Source organism: Streptomyces sp. NPDC014889, from assembly GCF_043081205.1.
Lineage (GTDB): Bacteria > Actinomycetota > Actinomycetes > Streptomycetales > Streptomycetaceae > Streptomyces.
In genome coordinates, this window is the sequence record NZ_JBIBWH010000017.1 from 152,386 (window position 1) to 170,580 (window position 18,195).

16 protein-coding genes are annotated in these 18,195 nt (G+C 71.1%); 8 read left to right on the plus strand and 8 right to left on the minus strand.

Features of this window, described 5'->3' with window-relative positions:
* Window positions 1-720 precede the first annotated feature (720 nt).
* Window positions 721-1,554 carry a PhzF family phenazine biosynthesis protein gene (locus tag ACF09J_RS30090; RefSeq protein WP_392308614.1) on the plus strand — a complete coding sequence of 278 codons (834 nt, stop codon included), beginning with the start codon at window positions 721-723 and terminating at the stop codon, window positions 1,552-1,554.
* Window positions 1,555-1,611: 57 nt separating this feature from the next.
* Here the strand turns inward: ACF09J_RS30090 and ACF09J_RS30095 are convergent, their stop codons facing one another.
* On the minus strand, window positions 1,612-2,412 hold the full coding sequence (locus ACF09J_RS30095) for a CPBP family intramembrane glutamic endopeptidase (RefSeq protein WP_392308615.1): 801 nt from the start codon (window positions 2,410-2,412) through the stop codon (window positions 1,612-1,614).
* Between the two features lie 245 nt (window positions 2,413-2,657).
* Window positions 2,658-4,175 carry a glutamate--cysteine ligase gene (locus tag ACF09J_RS30100; RefSeq protein WP_392308616.1) on the minus strand — a complete coding sequence of 506 codons (1,518 nt, stop codon included), beginning with the start codon at window positions 4,173-4,175 and terminating at the stop codon, window positions 2,658-2,660.
* Window positions 4,176-4,738: 563 nt separating this feature from the next.
* On the opposite strand from ACF09J_RS30100, the gene ACF09J_RS30105 reads away from it, so the two are divergent.
* Both ACF09J_RS30105 and ACF09J_RS30110 read left to right on the plus strand, forming a co-directional pair.
* A complete protein-coding gene (locus ACF09J_RS30105; RefSeq protein WP_392308617.1) occupies window positions 4,739-5,323 on the plus strand; it encodes a hypothetical protein in 585 nt (194 codons plus the stop codon).
* A 395-nt stretch (window positions 5,324-5,718) separates the two neighbouring features.
* Window positions 5,719-5,925: a DUF5999 family protein gene (locus ACF09J_RS30110; RefSeq protein ID WP_392308618.1), complete on the plus strand. Its 207-nt coding sequence runs from the start codon at window positions 5,719-5,721 to the stop codon at window positions 5,923-5,925.
* 375 nt (window positions 5,926-6,300) lie between these two features.
* On the opposite strand, the gene ACF09J_RS30115 is transcribed toward ACF09J_RS30110, so the two are convergent.
* From ACF09J_RS30115 to kdpF, 5 genes are all read right to left on the minus strand, one after another.
* Entirely contained in the window at window positions 6,301-7,845 is a 1,545-nt protein-coding gene (locus ACF09J_RS30115; RefSeq protein ID WP_392308642.1) for a glycoside hydrolase family 43 protein, read from the minus strand.
* 54 nt (window positions 7,846-7,899) lie between these two features.
* A complete protein-coding gene (kdpC, locus tag ACF09J_RS30120; protein ID WP_392308619.1) occupies window positions 7,900-8,532 on the minus strand; it encodes a potassium-transporting ATPase subunit KdpC in 633 nt (210 codons plus the stop codon).
* Between the two features lie 5 nt (window positions 8,533-8,537).
* The gene (gene kdpB / locus ACF09J_RS30125) at window positions 8,538-10,628 is read right to left on the minus strand and encodes a potassium-transporting ATPase subunit KdpB (RefSeq protein WP_392308643.1); all 2,091 of its coding nucleotides are present in this window, start codon (window positions 10,626-10,628) and stop codon (window positions 8,538-8,540) included.
* Window positions 10,629-10,696: 68 nt separating this feature from the next.
* Window positions 10,697-12,358 carry a potassium-transporting ATPase subunit KdpA gene (gene kdpA, locus ACF09J_RS30130; RefSeq protein ID WP_392308620.1) on the minus strand — a complete coding sequence of 554 codons (1,662 nt, stop codon included), beginning with the start codon at window positions 12,356-12,358 and terminating at the stop codon, window positions 10,697-10,699.
* A gap of 8 nt (window positions 12,359-12,366) precedes the next feature.
* Window positions 12,367-12,456: a K(+)-transporting ATPase subunit F gene (gene kdpF, locus ACF09J_RS30135; RefSeq protein ID WP_016434100.1), complete on the minus strand. Its 90-nt coding sequence runs from the start codon at window positions 12,454-12,456 to the stop codon at window positions 12,367-12,369.
* Window positions 12,457-12,772: 316 nt separating this feature from the next.
* Between kdpF and ACF09J_RS30140 the strand changes: the two genes are divergently transcribed.
* The 3 genes from ACF09J_RS30140 to ACF09J_RS30150 all read left to right on the plus strand — a co-directional run bounded on the left by ACF09J_RS30140 (window position 12,773) and on the right by ACF09J_RS30150 (window position 16,031).
* Window positions 12,773-13,330, plus strand: a complete 558-nt coding sequence (locus tag ACF09J_RS30140; protein WP_392308621.1) for a hypothetical protein — start codon at window positions 12,773-12,775, stop codon at window positions 13,328-13,330.
* Window positions 13,331-13,584: 254 nt separating this feature from the next.
* Window positions 13,585-15,534, plus strand: a complete 1,950-nt coding sequence (locus ACF09J_RS30145) for an amino acid transporter (RefSeq protein WP_392308622.1) — start codon at window positions 13,585-13,587, stop codon at window positions 15,532-15,534.
* Between the two features lie 101 nt (window positions 15,535-15,635).
* Window positions 15,636-16,031, plus strand: a complete 396-nt coding sequence (locus ACF09J_RS30150; protein WP_362352482.1) for a helix-turn-helix transcriptional regulator — start codon at window positions 15,636-15,638, stop codon at window positions 16,029-16,031.
* Here ACF09J_RS30150 and ACF09J_RS30155 read toward each other — a convergent pair.
* Window positions 16,028-16,372, minus strand: a complete 345-nt coding sequence (locus ACF09J_RS30155) for a hypothetical protein (protein WP_392308623.1) — start codon at window positions 16,370-16,372, stop codon at window positions 16,028-16,030. The genes ACF09J_RS30150 and ACF09J_RS30155 overlap by 4 nt on opposite strands.
* Before the next feature lie 151 nt (window positions 16,373-16,523).
* On the opposite strand from ACF09J_RS30155, the gene modA reads away from it, so the two are divergent.
* Together modA and modB are read left to right on the plus strand one after the other, a co-directional pair.
* Window positions 16,524-17,348, plus strand: coding sequence for a molybdate ABC transporter substrate-binding protein (modA, locus tag ACF09J_RS30160; protein ID WP_392308624.1), 825 nt, complete (start codon window positions 16,524-16,526; stop codon window positions 17,346-17,348).
* Window positions 17,345-18,187 (plus strand): molybdate ABC transporter permease subunit, encoded by an 843-nt coding sequence (gene modB, locus ACF09J_RS30165; protein ID WP_392308625.1) that lies wholly within the window; start codon window positions 17,345-17,347, stop codon window positions 18,185-18,187. The genes modA and modB overlap by 4 nt, the downstream gene beginning before the upstream one ends.
* Window positions 18,188-18,195 lie beyond the last annotated feature (8 nt).

An 18,195-nucleotide genomic window follows, 5' to 3' on the forward strand; every position in this document is an offset into this window, starting at 1 on the left:
CGGGGGGTGGCCGGTGTGTGTGGGGTGGCGCTTGGCGCCCTACCTGTGGGGGGGGGGGGGGGGGGGGGCCCCCCCCCCCCCCCCGACCGTTTCGGGTGGAGCCACAGGTCCCGGCAACGGGACGGGGCTCGGGGGTGTTGCCGCTCGTGCTTCTTCGGATGACTGGTAGGCCCGCTGACGGCATCGGGCTGAACACGTGTGGCGCCGTGACTGTCCGCGGCCAGGAGGTAGCGGCTGTTCGCAGATCTCGCATGTGCGGGCAGGCGTCGGTTCCGGATCTCGCGGTGGGGCGGGGGGGACGGGGTGGTCTTGTTCTCCAGCGGTAGGCGGACTGACGACAGCGTTGCGAGCACTTGCGTCGTCGGCTCTTCGCGGTGCTCGGCGCCAAGGGGCCTTCGCAGACCGGACAGGCCGACGATGAGTCGTCCTCCGGGTTCGAAGGCGCCTCGACGGTCTGTTGGTTGCGTTGCTGTCGTTCGAGGTAGGCGGTCCGTCGGCCGGCGTACTACTCGTCGACGATGCGGGATCACGTCGGCCCCACCACGTCCCCCGCGTACCTGTACACCGAATGATCAACCTGCGGTGGCACAACCAGCGTTGATCATCCTTCAGTGGCAATCGATCAGCGATCACTGGCACAGGTCACCTTCCGTCGTCCCGAGGCCGCCGGCCCCGGATTGGCCTTGGTCCGGCGTTCGCCGGAAGCCGTACGGTCGGGGCATGCGGATTCGAATCGTCGACGCCTTCACCGACCGTCCCTTCGCGGGCAATCCCGCGGGAGTGCTGCTGCTGGACGCCTTTCCCGCGGACGACTGGCTCCAGAAGGTGGCCCTGGAGGTCAACCACGCCGAGACGGCGTTCGCCCACCGGCTGCCCGAGGGCGGGGAGGCCGACTGGGCGCTGCGCTGGTTCACGCCCGCCACCGAGGTCGCGATGTGCGGTCACGCCACCCTCGCCACCGCCCATGTCCTGCGCACGACGGGTGCCCACGAGGGACCGGTGCGCTTCGCCACCCGCAGCGGTGTGCTCATCGCGGCCCAGGCCGACGACGGCGCCGTCACCCTGGACTTCCCGACCGCCCCGCTCACCGCGGTGGACATCCCCGACGGGGTCGCCGGGGCCCTCGGCGCCGAGCCCCGTACCGCCTACGACACCGGGGTGAACGTCGGCGACCTGGTCGTGGAGCTCGCCGACGAGAAGACCGTCCGCGGCCTCGCCCCCGACCACAAGGCCCTCGCCGCCTACTCGGCGCGCGGCATCATCGCCACCGCCCGCGCCGACGACCCCGCCCGCGGGTACGACTTCGTCTCCCGCTGCTTCTTCCCCAACGTCGGCATCGACGAGGACCCGGTCACCGGCAGCGCCCACACGGCCCTGGCCCCCTACTGGTCCGAACGCCTCGGCCGCGCCGGCCTCACCGGACTCCAAGCCTCCGCCCGCTCCGGCCTCGTCCGCACGGAACTGCGCGGCGACCGCACTCTGCTCACCGGCCACGCGGTCACCGTCATCGAGGGCGACCTGCTCGTCCGGGAGAACCGAGTAGGAAACGAGTAGGAAACCCGAGGGGGCGCACGACCGTGTCGTACGCCCCCTCGCGTGCTCCCGCGCCGCTCATGCCGTCGGCAGCCAGCCCACCTTCCCGGCCAGCAGGGCGTAGCCGACGAACGCGCCGATGTCGAGCAGGGAGTGCGCCACGACGAGCGGGCCGACCCGGCCCCACCGCCGGTACAGCCAGACGAAGACCACACCCATCACCATGTTGCCGACGAAGCCGCCGATGCCCTGGTAGAGGTGGTACGAGCCGCGCAGTACGGAACTGGCCACCAGCGCGGTCCCCGGCGTCCAGCCCAGTTGCCCGAGCCGGCGCAGCAGATAGCCGACGACGATGACCTCCTCGAGGACGGCGTTCTGCAGCGCGGACAGGATCAGCACCGGGAACTTCCACCACACGGCGGGCAGCGCCTCGGGGACCACGGTGAGGTTGAAGCCGAACGCGCGGGCGGCCAGGTAGAAGGCGATTCCGGTGCTGCCGATCACCGCCGCGACCAGCGCCCCGCGGCCGAGGTCCGGCCAGGGCCGGGTCCGGTCGAAGCCGAGCGTGCGCAGGCCGCGCCCCTCGCGCAGCAGGAAGTGGGTGACGAGGACCACCGGGATCAGGGCCGTGGCGATCCCGAACAGCTGCCAGGCGAGGTCGAGCCAGGGGCGGCCCGGGGCGGCGGAGGCGTTGAGGGTGGCGGCCTGGTCCTTGAGCCCACCGGGCTTGGTGACCGAACCGACAAAGCTGATCAGCGCGGACACCCCGCTCGCCCCGAGCGAGAGCCCGAGGACGAGCAGCGTCTCGTCGCGCAGGATCCGCCGCGACAGCCCCTTTTGGGGTTCAGAGTCGCCCACCGGCTGTGACTCCGCCAGCACACCTGCCTCCAGTTCGGTCGTCCCGCCACGGGGCGCGCCACCCCGCCGCACGGGTACGGCCGGGTTCCGGCACGGAAGCGCACGCGCGGCGCCACCGTCGTGGGACGTCACAGCTTGCCCGATCCCCCCCCGCGCGGCCACGAGTGGCCCCCGCCTACGGCGAGGCGGCACGGCCGACCGGGCCCGTACACGGATCCGGCCGGCAGGGGATCCGCGGACGCGGCGGGACGGCGGGACGGCGGGGCCTAGCCTGCCGGAACCGGTTCCGGCAGGCCGATCGGCCAGGTGTGGGCCGGCTCGCCGAGCTTCGTCAGCTCGCGGTAGCGCCGGGTGGTGGCGGCCAGGGCGGCCTCCCGGCCCAGCCCCTCCTCCAGCGCCCGGTGGAAGGTGGCGGCCTGCCACTCCGCGCCGTTGGTCCGGCGCCGGCACCGCTCCTCGATCACGCCCAGATACAGGTCCCGGTCGGCGCGCTCCACGCCCCAGGCGCTCAGTCCGGCCTCGGCGAGCGGGAGCAGTTCGTCGCGGACGAGCGTGACGGCGTCGACCTCGGCCGTGCCGGAGTGCCGCCCGCGCCGGGGCCAGGTGAACCGGGCGTCGATGCCGTGCCGGCAGGCGGCGTCGAAGTTGGCGGCCGCGGCCGGGAAGGGCAGCCGGGTCCACACCGGCCGGGGCTCCTCGGCGAGGGCGCGCACGAGCCCGTAGTAGAAGGCCGCGTTGGCGATCACGTCGGTGACGGTGGGGCCCGCGGGCAGCACCCGGTTCTCCACGCGCAGGTGCGGCACTCCGTCCGCGATGTCGTAGACGGGGCGGTTCCAGCGGTAGACGGTGCCGTTGTGCAGGACCAGCTCGGCCAGCTTGGGCACGCCGCCCGCGTCCAGCACCTCCAGGGGGTCTTCGCCGTCGCAGATGGGCAGCAGGGCCGGGAAGTAACGCAGGTTTTCCTCGAAGAGGTCGTACGCCGAGGAGATCCACCGTTCGCCGAACCAGGTACGGGGCCGCACGCCCTGGGCCTGGAGCTCGGGCGGGCGGGTGTCGGTGGACTGCTGGAACAGCGGCGGCCGCGACTCCCGCCACAGCTCGCGTCCGAAGAGGAACGGCGAGTTGGCGCCGACGGCTATCTGCGCGGCGCAGGCCGCCTGAGCCGCGTTCCACACGTCCGCGAAGCGGCCCGGTGTGACCTGGAGGTGCAGCTGCACGGAGGTGCAGGCGGCCTCGGGCGCGATGGACTTCGAGGTGCAGGTGAGGTGCTCCACGCCGTCGATGTCGAGGGTGAACTCCTCTCCACGGGCCGCCACGATCTGATCGTTCAGCAGCACGTAGCGGTCGACGGCGGAGAGGTTGGAGGAGACCAGGTCGTCCCGGCCGAGGGTGGGCAGAATGCCGATCATCGCTATTCCGGCGTCCACCTCACCGGCTTTCCGGTCGGCATATGCCAGTGACGTCCTCAACTCCTCGGCGAGCTGGTCGAATACCCGGTCGCCCAAGCGGTGTGGGGCAATGTTGACTTCCAGATTGAACATGGCGAGTTCTGTTTGGAAGTCGCGACTCGCGATGCGCTCGAGAACTTGCGCATTCAGCATTTTCGGCATGCCCTCGGGGCCGACCAGATTCAATTCGATCTCCAGCCCCATGAGGTTCTTCGGCCGGTCGAACCTCTTCTCGTCCAGCAACCGCTCCAGGCCCGTCAGGCAGCGCCGCAGTTTGTCGCGGTAGCGGTTGCGGTCCGACAGGTCCGGCTGGCCGGCGACGACCTTCTCCCCCATCGCAGCGTCCCTCCTCGCAGGGCGGGCCGAAGACACGGCCGCCGGGGTCCCGGTCAGGTGGTCAGGGGGGATGATGCCCCGCCAACGCGATCGATAACGTCCCGCTCCCGCCTCGCACCGACTAGTCTGGTCCTGTGTGACCGGAGGCACATTCACGGGGCATGGGGCAGCCAGCAGATTCGGGTACCCCAGGGAACTCGTGAAAAACGCCGACAAGATCAGGCCGACCGCCATGCGGGCACAACCCGAGGTCATCGCGATACGGCTCATGCGGAGCAGGGATGATTCCCGAATGACTCCGACCGAATAGGCTCTTGCCGTTCACATGGAAAACAGCTAGGCGAAACACCACCTGAACATTTGTCGTATAAACTCTGCTCCACGGCAGAAGCTGGCACCCACAGCCCTGAACCCTGTCAGGAGCCCGTGAGGCAGGCCACGCACCGCACCCCTCGCTCACCCGAGCCCGGCCCCAGCCTCCTCCTGCCCTGAGAGCTGACAACGCCGTCCGCACCCCGCCCGCCCTCGCGCCACCGTGCCTGTCCAATGAGAGGCGACCCACCATGCCGCTGCATGTCCCCCCGGCTCCCGCGCCCGCCCTGCGCTCCGTCCTCACGGCACTCGGTTCCCCCACCGCGGTCCGCGAGGCCCGGTCTCCCGCACTCCGCTCCGCCCAGGAGCCCGCGATCCCCGAGCTCCCGCTTCCGGTGCACGTCCTGGACCGGATCACCTCTGAGGGAATCACCGCGACCAGGCTGGCCGGGTGGCGCTTCCTCATCCGCTGCGGCGACCACGCGGTGGCCGCGGCCGAGACCGTGCTGACCCCCGACGGCTGGACCTTCTCGCACTTCTTCGAGGGGCCCTATGTCACCTCCACCGAGCGCGCGCTGCGCCAGGCGGAGGCCCTGGGCCAGCCGTACCAGCCGCGTCTGCTGTCCATACCCAGCCTGTACATGCTCACCCTGTGGCTGCACGGCGACCTCTCCGACGACGGCACCACCGGCCACCCGGCCGCCACCGACCTGCTGGTACCACTCGCGCCGGCCCCGCCCGGGATCGCCGCCCACCTTCCGCACCGGGTCGCCGACCTGCTCCCGGTCCTGACCCACCGGGTCACCCCGATCCGGCTCATGGGCTCCCCCGCCTGACCTCCCGCCCGCCGATCGGCGTCGTACCCCGCTGCCGGAGAACCCCGGCGGCGGGGTACGACGCCGTTTCAGCCGTTCGGCCGCCGCACGTCCCCGTAGCGGGCGAATCCGCTCGCCCGGCCGCGTGCGCGACCGGGGGTCCCATCGGACTAGTGCCATCCGGCCACTGCGAACCATCCCAAGAGGCGGTGCGGTCGGGGTGAACCGCTCGCGCGTGTGACGCGTCTCCAACCGGTGAGAAGCGGTGCTGCGAAATCCCTGCGGAATCAGGCCCGTGGGGGAACACTGGTTTCGGACCGACTCGACAACGGGGGGCGGCCATGGAGAACACCATCAGCCGCGGGACACGCACGACAGCCGACAGCGATCACACGCCAGAGCGAAAGATCCCATCAATGTGCCAGCACCAGCCACCGTGCCCGTCAGCCGACTCCGCCGACCGGGAAACCGCCCGTCTCGTGGCGCACCACCCGGAGCAGGGCTGGAGCCTGCTGTGCAACGGCGTCCTGTTCTTCGAGGACACCGGTGAGCTCCTGCCGGACGGCCAGATCATCGCCCCGCACCGCCCGCTGGGCGCCGACCGAGTGGTGACCGCCGCCTAGGTCTTGTCGTCAAATTCACGTCTGCCCCGCGACGCCTGGCACGTGCTCTCGCCGCACCGGTCGAAAGCCCGAGTACGTCCAGTACGAGGACTTCTGCCCGGCACTCCCCCAAGCTCTTCGACCAGGGGGACCCCCAGAGCACGCACCAGACGCCGCGGGGCCGCCCTTCGGGCGACGACGGGAATTTGACGACAGGACCTAGTACCACCGGGCGGCTTCGGCGGACCGCCCGCGGATCATCAGGGGCCGACGCGCACGCCCGCGCGGACCGGCCCCGACGCGTGTCCGGGGACGGCCACTCCAGGTGGCCGTCCGGTGACACGGTCGCCGTCCGGGTGCGAACCGTCACCCGACGCACACGAACAGCCCGGGCGGTCAGCCCTCGACGGCAGGGCGCGGATGCCGCGGCGCGTAGTCGAACCAGTCGAAGGCCGCGCTGCCCTCGGTGACGTACATGCCGATCACCCGCCCGGTGAAGCCGGCCGCGACCTGAGTGGACAGATAGCGCCCGTCGAGTTCGGCCAGCGCCCGCGTGCCCTCCGGGTCCTCGACCGAGAAGGCGATCACGTCCGGGCCTGCCGCACGTACGCCGGTCGCCGCCCGATCCCCTGCCGCCGGCCGGTCCGGGGCCGTGACCGTCGGCGGGGGCACGTGGTCCGTGCGGATGTCCACGACGAGGGTGAGCGGTCCGGGCGGCACCGGGTGCTCCGCGATCCGCTGCCGCAACGGCCCGATCCGGGCGACCACGCCCACCACTCCCCCGCCGATCTCCACGTCGTAGTGGTGCGCCTCGTCCAGCCGGACGGAGAGACCGGCCCGGCCGGTGACCGCCTCGACGCGCGCCGCCACCCGGCAGTCGGGGTGCTGCTGCCGGCGTCCGACGAAGGTGTGGCCGGGCCGGTCGAGGCTGTCGCCGGTCGCGTGGAGCGTCAGCCGGCCGGGGTGCTCGCCCAGCGACCAGGAACCCTCCGGTCTGCTGCGCGGGGAGATCCAGACCGGCGCCAGGGTCGGCGCGTCGAAGTCGTCGCGCTCGGGCTGCGGCGGCAGGGGATGCCAGGCGGCGGGCGCCGGATGCCGTTCGCGCACCGGGCCGACCCGCAGCCATCCGTCCACCCACTCCACCGGAGTCAGGAACGTCTCCCGGCCGAGCACATGGAACTCCGGGAACCAGCCACGGGGCCGGGTGCCGAGCAGCACCATCCACCAGGTGCCGTCGGCCGCCTGCACCAGGTCGGCATGGCCCGTGCACTGGACGGGCAGGTCGGTGCCGCGGTGGGAGAGCACCGGGTTGTCCGGCGCGGGCTCCCAGGGGCCGCGCGGTGAGCGGGCGCGGGCGATCGAGACGCCGTGGCCGTGCCCGGTGCCGCCCTCGGCCAGCAGGAGGTACCACCAGGCGCCGATCCGGTACAGGTGCGGCGCCTCCGGGTGCTGAAGCCCCGTACCCGACCAGGCGGGCAGCGGCCCCTCCAGGACCTTGCCGGTCACCGGGTCGATCCGGGCCACCCGCACACCGGCGACGGCACACCAGCAGGAGCCGTCCTCGTCCCAGGCCAGGTCGGGGTCGATCCCGGGCAGGTCGATCCAGACCGGGTCCGACCAGGGCCCCCGCGGATCCTCGGCGCTGACCAGGAAGGTGCCACCGGCCGCGACGTTGGTGGTGATCACGTAGAAGCTGCCGTCGTGGTGACGGATCGTCGGGGCGTAGATGCCGGCGGAGGCCGGGAGGTCGTCCGGGAGGTCCAACTGCCCCGGCCGGTCCAGCACATTGCCGATCTGCCGCCAGTGCACCAGGTCACGGCTGTGGAACAGCGGGACCCCGGGGAAGTACTCGAAGCTCGAGCACACCAGGTAGTGGTCCTCGCCGACCCGGCACACGCTGGGATCGGGGTGGAAGCCTCCGATGACGGGGTTCTCGTACATCCGCACGGCCGCACTGTAGGTGCGGCTCCCGAAGGGGACAAGAGGCCGCGGGCGTCAGCGGCCCGTGGTCAGCTCCCGCAGGGCGATGTTGAGTTGGAGGACGTTCACCCGCGGCTCGCCGATGAAGCCGAGGGTGCGGCTCTCGGTGTGCTCCCGCACCAGGTGCTCGACCCGGGCCACGGGCAGGTGGTTGCGCTCCGCCACCCGGTGCGCCTGGAGCAGCGCGTAGGCCGGGGAGATGTCCGGGTCCAGACCGGAGGCCGAGGAGGTCACGGCGTCGGCCGGGACCTGGGAGGGCTTCACCTTGTAGCCGGGCGTGGAGTTGACCAGGACCACCTCGGCCCGTGCCCGCTCGACCGCCTCGGCCAGCTGCGGGTTGTCCGCGGCGAGGTTGGTGGCACCGGAGACGAGCAACTTGTACTGCCTGTTCAGGGTGTTCGTGCCCAGCCCGGCGGCCGGACGCGGCTGGAAGTAGTCGAGACCGTAGTGCTGTTGGCCGATCAGGGAGGAGCCCACGACCCGGCCGTCCTCCCTGACCTCCGAGCCGTTCGCCCGGTGGCCGAGCAGGACCTGGGCCACACCCGTGACGACGAGCGGGTAGACGACGCCGGTGAGCAGGGTCAGCGCGAGCAGCGCCCGCAGGCCCGCCGCCAGCAGGCGTCCGGCGTTCACAAGGGACTGGTTCATGTGCGTCAGCCGATCCCGGGAATCAGGGAGATGAGCAGGTCGATGAGCTTGATGCCGACGAAGGGCGCGATCAGCCCGCCGAGGCCGTAGACGGCGAGGTTGCGGCGGAGCATCCGGTCCGCGCTCGTCGGCCGGTAGCGCACCCCTCGCAGGGCGAGCGGCACCAGCGCGATGATGACCAGCGCGTTGAAGACGACCGCGGACAGGATCGCCGAGTCGGGCGAGGACAGCCGCATGATGTTCAGCTTGTCCAGGCCCGGGTGGACCGCGGTGAACAAGGCCGGGATGATCGCGAAGTACTTCGCCACGTCGTTGGCGATGGAGAACGTCGTGAGCGCGCCGCGGGTGATCAGGAGCTGCTTGCCGATCTCGACGATCTCGATCAGCTTGGTCGGGTCCGAGTCGAGGTCGACCATGTTGCCGGCCTCCTTGGCGGCCGACGTACCGGTGTTCATCGCCACGCCGACGTCGGCCTGGGCCAGCGCGGGAGCGTCGTTGGTGCCGTCACCGGTCATCGCGACCAGCTTGCCGCCGCTCTGCTCGCGCCTGATCAGCGCCATCTTGTCCTCGGGCGTGGCCTCGGCGAGGAAGTCGTCGACACCGGCCTCGTCCGCGATGGCCCGGGCGGTCAGCGGGTTGTCGCCCGTGATCATGACGGTCTTGATGCCCATCCGGCGCAGTTCGGCGAAGCGTTCGCGCATGCCGTCCTTGACCACGTCCTTCAGGTGGATGACGCCCAGGACCCGGGCGCCGTCCTGATCCTCGACGGCGACCAGCAGCGGTGTGCCGCCGGCCGCGGAGATCTCCTTCGAGCGGCGCTCGGCGTCCTCGGCGATCCGCCCGTCCCGCTCCTGGACCCAGGCGATGACGGATCCCGTCGCGCCCTTGCGGATCCTCCGGCCGTCCACGTCCACGCCGGACATCCGGGTCTGCGCGGTGAACGCGACCCACTCGGCCCCGGTCAGCTCGCCCTGGTGCCGCTCGCGCAGCCCGTACCTCTCCTTGGCCAGAACCACCACGGAACGGCCCTCGGGGGTCTCGTCGGCCAGCGAGGAGAGCTGGGCGGCGTCCGCCAGTTCGGCGGCGGTGGACCCGCTGACCGGGACGAACTCCGCGGCCCTGCGGTTGCCGAGGGTGATCGTGCCGGTCTTGTCCAGCAGCAGCGTCGACACATCGCCCGCGGCCTCCACCGCCCGCCCCGACATCGCCAGCACATTGCGCTGGACCAGCCGGTCCATGCCGGCGATGCCGATGGCCGACAGCAGCGCGCCGATCGTTGTCGGGATCAGGCAGACCAGCAGCGCGATCAGCACGACCATGGTCAGGTGCGTACCGGCGCGGTCGGCGAACGGCGGCAGTGTCGCGCAGGCGAGGAGGAAGACGATCGTCAGCGAGGCCAGCAGGACGTTCAGCGCGATCTCGTTGGGCGTCTTCTGCCGGGCGGCGCCCTCGACGAGGCCGATCATCCGGTCGATGAAGGTCTCGCCGGGCCTGGTGGTGATCTTGACGACGATGCGGTCGGACAGGACCTTGGTGCCGCCGGTCACCGCGGACCGGTCGCCGCCGGACTCGCGGATCACCGGCGCCGACTCCCCGGTGATGGCCGACTCGTCGACCGAGGCGACGCCCTCGACGACGTCCCCGTCACCGGGGATGACGTCGCCCGCCTCGCACACGACGAGGTCGCCGACGCGCAGCGCGGTGCCGGGGACCTCGGTGCCGTCCACCCGGTGCGCCACCGTGTCGGTCTTGGCCCTGCGCAGGGTCTCCGCCTGCGCCTTGCCCCGGCCCTCGGCGACCGCCTCCGCGAGGTTGGCGAAGACGACGGTCAGCCACAGCCAGGCGCTGATCGCCCAGCCGAACCAGTCGCCCGGCCGGGTGAGGGAGAAGGCGGTGGTCAGCAGCGAGCCGATCCACACCACGAACATCACCGGTGACTTGACTATCACCCGCGGATCGAGCTTGCGGAAGGCGTCGGGCAGCGACCCGACGAGTTGCCGGGCGTTGAAGAGACCGGCACCGACCCGGCTCCTGGCGGACGGGTGCCCGGTGGGCACGTCGCTGTGGGGTGCCCGGGTCCTGGTGGCTGCGGACATGGAGTCCTCGTGGTTCTGTGTGGTCTCGTGACGCTGTGGGGTCTTGTGGCTCTCTGCGGAGACGGTCATCACGCCAGCCCCTCGGCGAGCGGGCCCAGGGCGAGGGCCGGGAAGTAGGTCAGACCGACGACGATCAGGACGGCGCCCACCAACATGCCGGTGAACAGCGGCTTCTCGGTGCGCAGGGTGCCCGCGGTGACCGGCACGGGCTGCTGTGCGCCGAGGGAGCCGGCCAGGGCGAGGACGAACACCATCGGCAGGAGGCGGCCGAGCAGCATGGCGAGCCCGGTCGTGGTGTTGAACCAGTCGGTGTTCGCGTTCAGTCCGGCGAAGGCGGAGCCGTTGTTGTTCGCGGCCGAGGTGTAGGCGTAGAGCACCTCGGAGAATCCGTGCGCGCCCGGGTTGAGCGCCGAGTGCGGCGGGGTCGGCAGGGCCGTCGAGAGGGCGCTGAACACCAGCACCAGCGCCGGGGTGATCAGGATGTAGACGGCGGCCAGCTTGATCTCGCGGGAGCCGATCTTCTTGCCCAGGTATTCAGGGGTGCGCCCGACCATCAGACCGGCGATGAAGACCGCGACGACCGCCATGATCAGGATGCCGTAGAGGCCGGAGCCGACACCGCCGGGTGCGATCTCGCCGAGCATCATGCCGAGCATCGCGATCCCGCCGCCGAACCCGGTGAGCGAGGAGTGCGCGGCGTCGACGGCGCCGGTCGAGGTGAGCGTGGTCGACGCCGCGAAGATCGAGGAGGCGCCGACGCCGAAGCGGACCTCCTTGCCCTCCATGGCGCCGCCCGCGATCCGCAGCGCGCCTTCGTGGTGGGCGAACTCGGTCCACATCAGCAGGGCGACGAAGGCGAGCCAGATGGTGGCCATCGCCGCGAGGATCGCGTAGCCCTGCCGGACCGAGCCGACCATGACGCCGAACGTCCGGGTCAGCGCGAAGGGGATCACCAGGATCAGGAAGATCTCGAAGAGGTTGGAGAACGGGGTCGGGTTCTCGAAGGGGTGGGCGCTGTTGGCGTTGAAGTAGCCGCCGCCGTTGGTGCCCAGTTCCTTGATGGCCTCCTGGGAGGCCACCGCGCCGCCGTTCCACTGCTGCGCGCCGCCGAAGAACTGGCCGACCTCGTGGATCCCGGAGAAGTTCTGGATCACCCCGCAGGCCACCAGCACGATCGCGGCGACCGCGGCCAACGGAAGGAGGATGCGCACGGTGCCGCGCACCAGGTCGGCCCAGAAGTTGCCCAGTTCCCCGGTGCGCGACCGTGCGAAGCCACGCACCAGGGCGACGGCCACGGCCATGCCGACGGCCGCCGAGACGAAGTTCTGCACGGCCAGACCGGCGGTCTGCACGACGTGCCCCATGGTCTGCTCGCCGGCGTACGACTGCCAGTTGGTGTTGGTGACGAAGGACGCGGCGGTGTTGAAGGCCTGGGCGGGGGCGACGGAGCGGAAGCCGAGCGAGAGCGGCAGCACGCCCTGGATCCGCTGGAGCAGGTACAGGAAGAGGACACCGGCCAGGGAGAAGGCCAGCACGGCGCGGATGTACGCGGGCCAGCGCATCTCCGCGTCCGGATCGGCGCCGGTGGCACGGTAGATCCATCTCTCGACCCGCAGGTGGCGCCGCGAGCGGTAGACGCCGGCCATGTAGGCGCCGAGCGGAACGTGGGCGAGCGCCAGCGCGGCCATGAGGGCGAGGAGCTGGAGTACTCCGGCGAGTCCGGGACCCATGACGCGGTTCAGAACCTCTCCGGGAAGATCAGGGCGAGGACGAGATAGCCCAGCAGGGCGACGGCCACGACCAGGCCGACGATGTTCTCGGCGGTCACAGCTTCGTCACCCCCTTGACGGCGAGGGCCACGAGCGCGAACACCGCGAGCGTGACGACGACGAAGGCCACATCAGCCATCGCGAACTCCTGGGACGAGGGACGAACGGACATCGACGATTCGAGGAAACGACCTCCTCCGACCGATTCCGACCACCGTTGACGGCTCCCATACGGCGGCACACCCACCCTTGACGGGCCCCTGACGACGCGCCCCCGGCAGCGGCGGCGAAGTGGCGTCAAGAACCGGTCCGGGCGCGTCAGGGGCGTGTCAAAGGCAGGTGCCGAAGCCCTCCGGGGGCTCTAACGTCGAACACATGGGACTCCGCGACGACGAGCGAGCCGGCACCGACCCGGTGCCGCGGGAACCCGGCCGCACGGCCCGCACCCACCCGTGGGCGCGGGAGCTGCGCACCTCGGTCTGCTGCTCCGCGGCGCTGCTCGCCCTGCTGCTCCTGATCGACTGGGGCACGGGCAGTCTCACCTGGTGGCGCGGCGTGCTCTGGTGCACGCTCGCGGTGCTGCTCTTCGTGGTGCTGTGCCCGCCGCGCGTCCGCGCCGGCCGGGGCTGGATCGCCTCCCGGTCACTGATGCGCAGCCGGCTGGTCCGTACCGACCTGCTGGTGTCGGTGCGCGCGGTCGACGGTGTCTGCCGCCGGCTGGTGCTGCTGGACTCCCTCGGCGGGCGGGTGGAGCTGGATCCCGAGGTCCTGGTGGACCATCCCGACGTCTGGTACCGCCTCGACGAGGACGCCCGGCACTGCGTGGCCGCGGGCAGGCTCCGGTGCGGGACGGAGGAGCTGCGCGACATCTCCGAGCAGGTGGACCGGGAGACCGCGCTGGCGGTGTTCCGGGTCTCGGGACTGGAGTCATGACGCTGGGTGTCCGCCGCGGGGTTCCGCCGCCGTCTCTCCCCCGAACGGCTCAAGGCACGGCAAAACCTGCGTGTCCGCTGGTCATGAGGTGACGTCGGGGTCCCCAGCGCCGGTCCTGCCGAAAGGTTGACGCCTGCTCAGTCGGGTACTCGGGAGCCCCTGCGTTACTCTCCGCATACGCTGGTGATCCGTCCGCATGACGGCCCGGTCCGTGGGGCCGGTCCGGACGCGAGCCACACCTCAGGAGCAGGGGCATGGCGACCACCGAGCACCCTCCCAGTCGTCTGCGCGCCTGGATGCTGGAGGGCCTGTCCGACATGGGCAAGGGCCTCCAGCAGGCCCCGCACGCCCTGCCGGAGGCCCCGCACAAGGGACAGCGGTGGTGGAGGGTGATGTGTCTGACCGGTGTGGACTACTTCTCGACGCTCGGCTACCAGCCGGGCATCGCTGCCCTGGCGGCCGGACTGCTGTCGCCGATCGCCACCCTCGTGCTGGTTCTGGTCACCCTCGCGGGCGCCCTGCCGGTGTACCGCAGGGTGGCGTCGGAGAGCCCGCACGGCGCGGGCTCGATCGCCATGCTGGAGCGGCTGCTGTCGTTCTGGCAGGGCAAGCTGTTCGTGCTGGCCCTGCTCGGCTTCGCCGCCACCGACTTCCTGATCACCATGACGCTGTCTGCCGCGGACGCCTCGACCCACCTGGTGGAGAACCCGCATCTGACGGCCGCGATGCACAGCCACCAGATGCTGATCACGCTCCTGCTCATCGCACTGCTCGGCGCGGTCTTCCTCAAGGGCTTCGTGGAGGCGATCGGTGTCGCCTTCGTCCTGGTCGGGATCTATCTCGCGCTGAACGCCGTCGTGGTGGCGGTCGGTCTGTGGCACGTCCTCACCGCCGAGCACGTGGTCACCGACTGGACCAGCGCGCTGACCGCCCAGCACGGCAACGTCTTCCTCATGGTCGGCGTGGCCCTGCTCGTCTTCCCCAAACTCGCGCTCGGCCTGTCCGGCTTCGAGACCGGCGTCGCCGTCATGCCGCACGTGCGGGGCAACCCGGACGACACCGAGGAGTGTCCCACCGGCCGTATCCGGGACACCAGGAAGCTGCTCACCACGGCTGCGCTGATCATGAGCTGCTTCCTGATCGCCACCAGCTTCATCACCACGCTGCTGATCCCGGCGCCGGAGTTCAAGGCCGGCGGCCAGGCCAACGGCCGCGCCCTAGCCTACCTGGCGCACCAGTACCTCGGCAACACCTTCGGCACGGTCTACGACGTCTCGACCATCCTGATCCTGTGGTTCGCGGGCGCCTCCGCGATGGCCGGGCTGCTCAACCTGATGCCGCGGTACCTGCCCCGCTACGGAATGGCCCCGCACTGGGCACGGGCGGTCCGCCCGATGGTCATCGTCTTCACCCTGATCGGTTTCCTGGTCACCTGGATCTTCGACGCCAACGTCGACAAGCAGGGCGGCGCGTACGCCACGGGCGTGCTCGTGCTGATCAGCTCCGCGGCGATCGCGGTGACCATCGCCGCCCGCAGAGCCGGCCAGCACAACTGGACCATCGCGTTCGGGATCATCGCGGCCGTGTTCCTGTACACGACCGTCGTCAACATCATCGAGCGTCCCGACGGTGTGAAGATCGGCGGCTGCTTCATCGCCGGGATCATGCTGGTCTCGCTGCTGTCGCGGCTGGCCCGTTCGTTCGAGCTGCGGGTGACGAGCGTGACGCTCGACGGCATGGCGGAACGGTTCGTCAGGGACATCGCCAGCCGCAAGATCCGGTTCATCGCCAAGGAGCCGGAGCGGCAGGACAAGGCCGAGTACCGCGACAAGATCGAGCAGATCCGCAGCGACAGCGACATCCCGCTCACGGAGGACTTCGTCTTCGTCGAGGTGACGGTCACCGACCCGTCGGAGTTCGAGGCCGGACTGTCCGTGCGCGGGGAGGTCAAGCACGACCGCTACCGGGTCCTGGCCATGGAGTCCGCGTCCGTCCCGAACGCCCTGGCCGCGCTCCTCCTCCATGTCCGGGAGATGACCGACCGCACCCCGCACATCTACTTCGAGTGGACCGAGGGCAACCCGTTCGCCAACTTCCTGCGCTTCTTCCTCTTCGGACAGGGCGAGGTCGCGCCGGTCACCCGCGAGGTGCTGCGCGAGGCGGAGCCGGACCGCGCCAAGCGCCCTCGGGTGCACACCGGCTGAGCCGCGCCGGACGGCGGCGGGTGCCCACCGGCCGGCCCGCGCCCGCGAACGGCCCACCCCCAGGTCCGCGTCACCCCGCCTGCGGCCCTATCGTGACCGGCATGCAGTCCTACACGATCGGGCAGGCGGCCCGGCTGCTCGGCGTCAGCCCGGACACCGCGCGCCGCTGGGCGGACGCGGGCCGGATGGCCACCCACCGCGACGACAGCGGACGCCGGCTCATCGACGGCCGGGACCTCGCCGCGTTCTCGGTCGAGCTGGCCCGGAGCGGCGGCGGCGAGGAAGGTCCCTCGTACACGTCGGTCCGCAACGCCTTCGCCGGCATCGTGACCGCCATCAAACTCGGCGACGTCGCCGCCCAGGTGGAGATCCAGGCCGGCCCGCACCGCCTCGTCTCCCTGCTGACCCGGGAGGCGGTGGAGGAGCTGGGCCTGGAGGTCGGTATGGAGGCCACCGCCCGCGTGAAGTCGACGAACGTGCACATCGACCGCGCCTAGAGTCTCTCGTTCGGATCACGCCGGGCCGGCGCGCGGTAGCCGCCGTCCACACGGATCGCCCGTACGCCGCTGGCGTATCGCGCGCCGCAGCGGTCCCGCGGCAGGACGAGCTGGGGACCGTCGCCGTCGAGCTGCCGGTCCTTGCGCAGGGCCGGGTCGAACCCGGGTCCGGCCGCGGACAGCACGTCGTACAGGCGCGGTCCGGTGAAGTGGTGGTACTGCATTCCGCTGGTGGCGCAGGCGAAGGCGACGCCCACCCCGTGCTGGGACCACCAGACCAGATCCCGGCCATCACCTCCGCAGGGTCCGCACCCGAACGACCGCCCCGTGCAAACGCACATGCAAGCCATCCATGGCGCGTCACCGGCTCATGCGATGCAACAGGGGCCTTACACCTGGCAATTGCGGCAGTATGATCGCTTCACGGCCGTCAATCGGCCGTGGCAGGGCGCGACAGCTTCTTCCGTGCAGAGCCAGAGGAGTAGAACCGTGATGACCCGTTCCACGCGACGGACCAGAATGCTGCAGTCGGGAGTGGCGGGGGCCGCGGCGTTGCTCGGCCTCAGCGCCTGCTCCTCCTCGTCCTCCGACGGCTCGTCCGAGGCCGGATCCGACGCGTCGGCGTCCTCCGCGCCGAAGCTGTCCGGCACCGTGACCGTCTTCGCCGCCGCCTCGCTGAAGGAGACCTTCACCACGCTCGGCAAGGAGTTCGAGCAGCAGCACCCGGGCACCAAGGTCACCTTCAACTTCGGCGGCAGCGACAGCCTCGCCGCGAGCATCACCTCCGGTGCCCCCGCCGACGTGTTCGCCGCCGCCAGCCCCAAGACCATGGCGATCGTGACCGACAAGAGCGAGGCGGCCGGCACACCGGTCACCTTCGTCCGCAACCAGCTGGAGATCGCGACCGCGCCCGGCAACCCGGACAAGGTCTCCTCGCTCAAGGACCTCACCAGGTCCGGCCTGAAGGTCGTCCTGTGCGACAAGACCGTGCCCTGCGGCGCCGCCGCCCAGAAGGTGCTGGACGCGAGCCACCTCAAGCTGACCCCGGTCTCCTACGAGCAGGACGTCAAGAGCGCCCTGACGAAGGTCGAGCTGAAGGAGGCCGACGCGGCCCTCGTCTACAAGACGGATGTGAAGACCGCCGCCGGCCGGGTCCAGGGCGTGGAGTTCCCCGAGTCGTCCGAGGCCGTCAACGACTACCCGATCGCCCTGCTGGGGAACGCGCCGAACGCAACGGCGGCCAAGGCGTTCATCGATCTCGTGACGTCGGCCGACGGCCAGAAGGTCCTGACCGGGGCCGGGTTCCTGAAGCCGTGACCGCAACCGACGAGGCCCGTGCCGTGACCCGGAGGAACGGGTCCGGGCGCGGCCGCGCGCTCGGCGGCGCGCCACTGCCTCTGCTGGTCCCCGCCCTGGTCGGCCTGGCCTTCCTGCTGCTGCCGCTGCTCGCCCTGCTGATCCGGGCTCCCTGGCGCAGCCTCCCGGACCAGCTCACCAGCGCCGAGGTGTGGCAGGCGCTCCAGTTGTCCCTGATCAGCGCCACCGCCGCCACCGCCGTGAGCCTGGTGCTCGGCGTCCCACTGGCCTGGCTGCTGGCCCGTACGGACTTCCCCGGACGCGGATTCGTACGCGCCCTGGTCACGCTGCCGCTGGTACTGCCCCCCGTCGTGGGCGGTGTGGCCCTGCTGCTGGCCCTGGGACGCAACGGCGTCGTCGGGCAGTGGCTGGACTCCTGGTTCGGGATCACACTGCCGTTCACCACGGCCGGGGTGGTGGTCGCGGAGGCGTTCGTGGCCATGCCGTTCCTCGTGATCAGCGTCGAGGGCACGCTGCGGGCCGCCGACCCGCGCTACGAGGAGGCGGCCACCACACTGGGCGCCTCACGCTTCACCGCGTTCCGCCGGGTCACCCTGCCCCTGATCGCGCCGGGCATCGCCGCGGGCGCCGTGCTCGCCTGGGCGCGGGCGCTCGGCGAGTTCGGCGCCACGATCACCTTCGCCGGCAACTTCCCCGGCCGTACGCAGACCATGCCGCTGGCCGTCTACCTGGCCCTGCAGAACGACCCGGCGGCGGCGATCTCCCTGAGCCTGGTCCTGCTCGCGGTGTCGATCGCCGTACTGGCGGGTCTGCGGGACCGCTGGATGACGGCCTCGTGATGACGCCG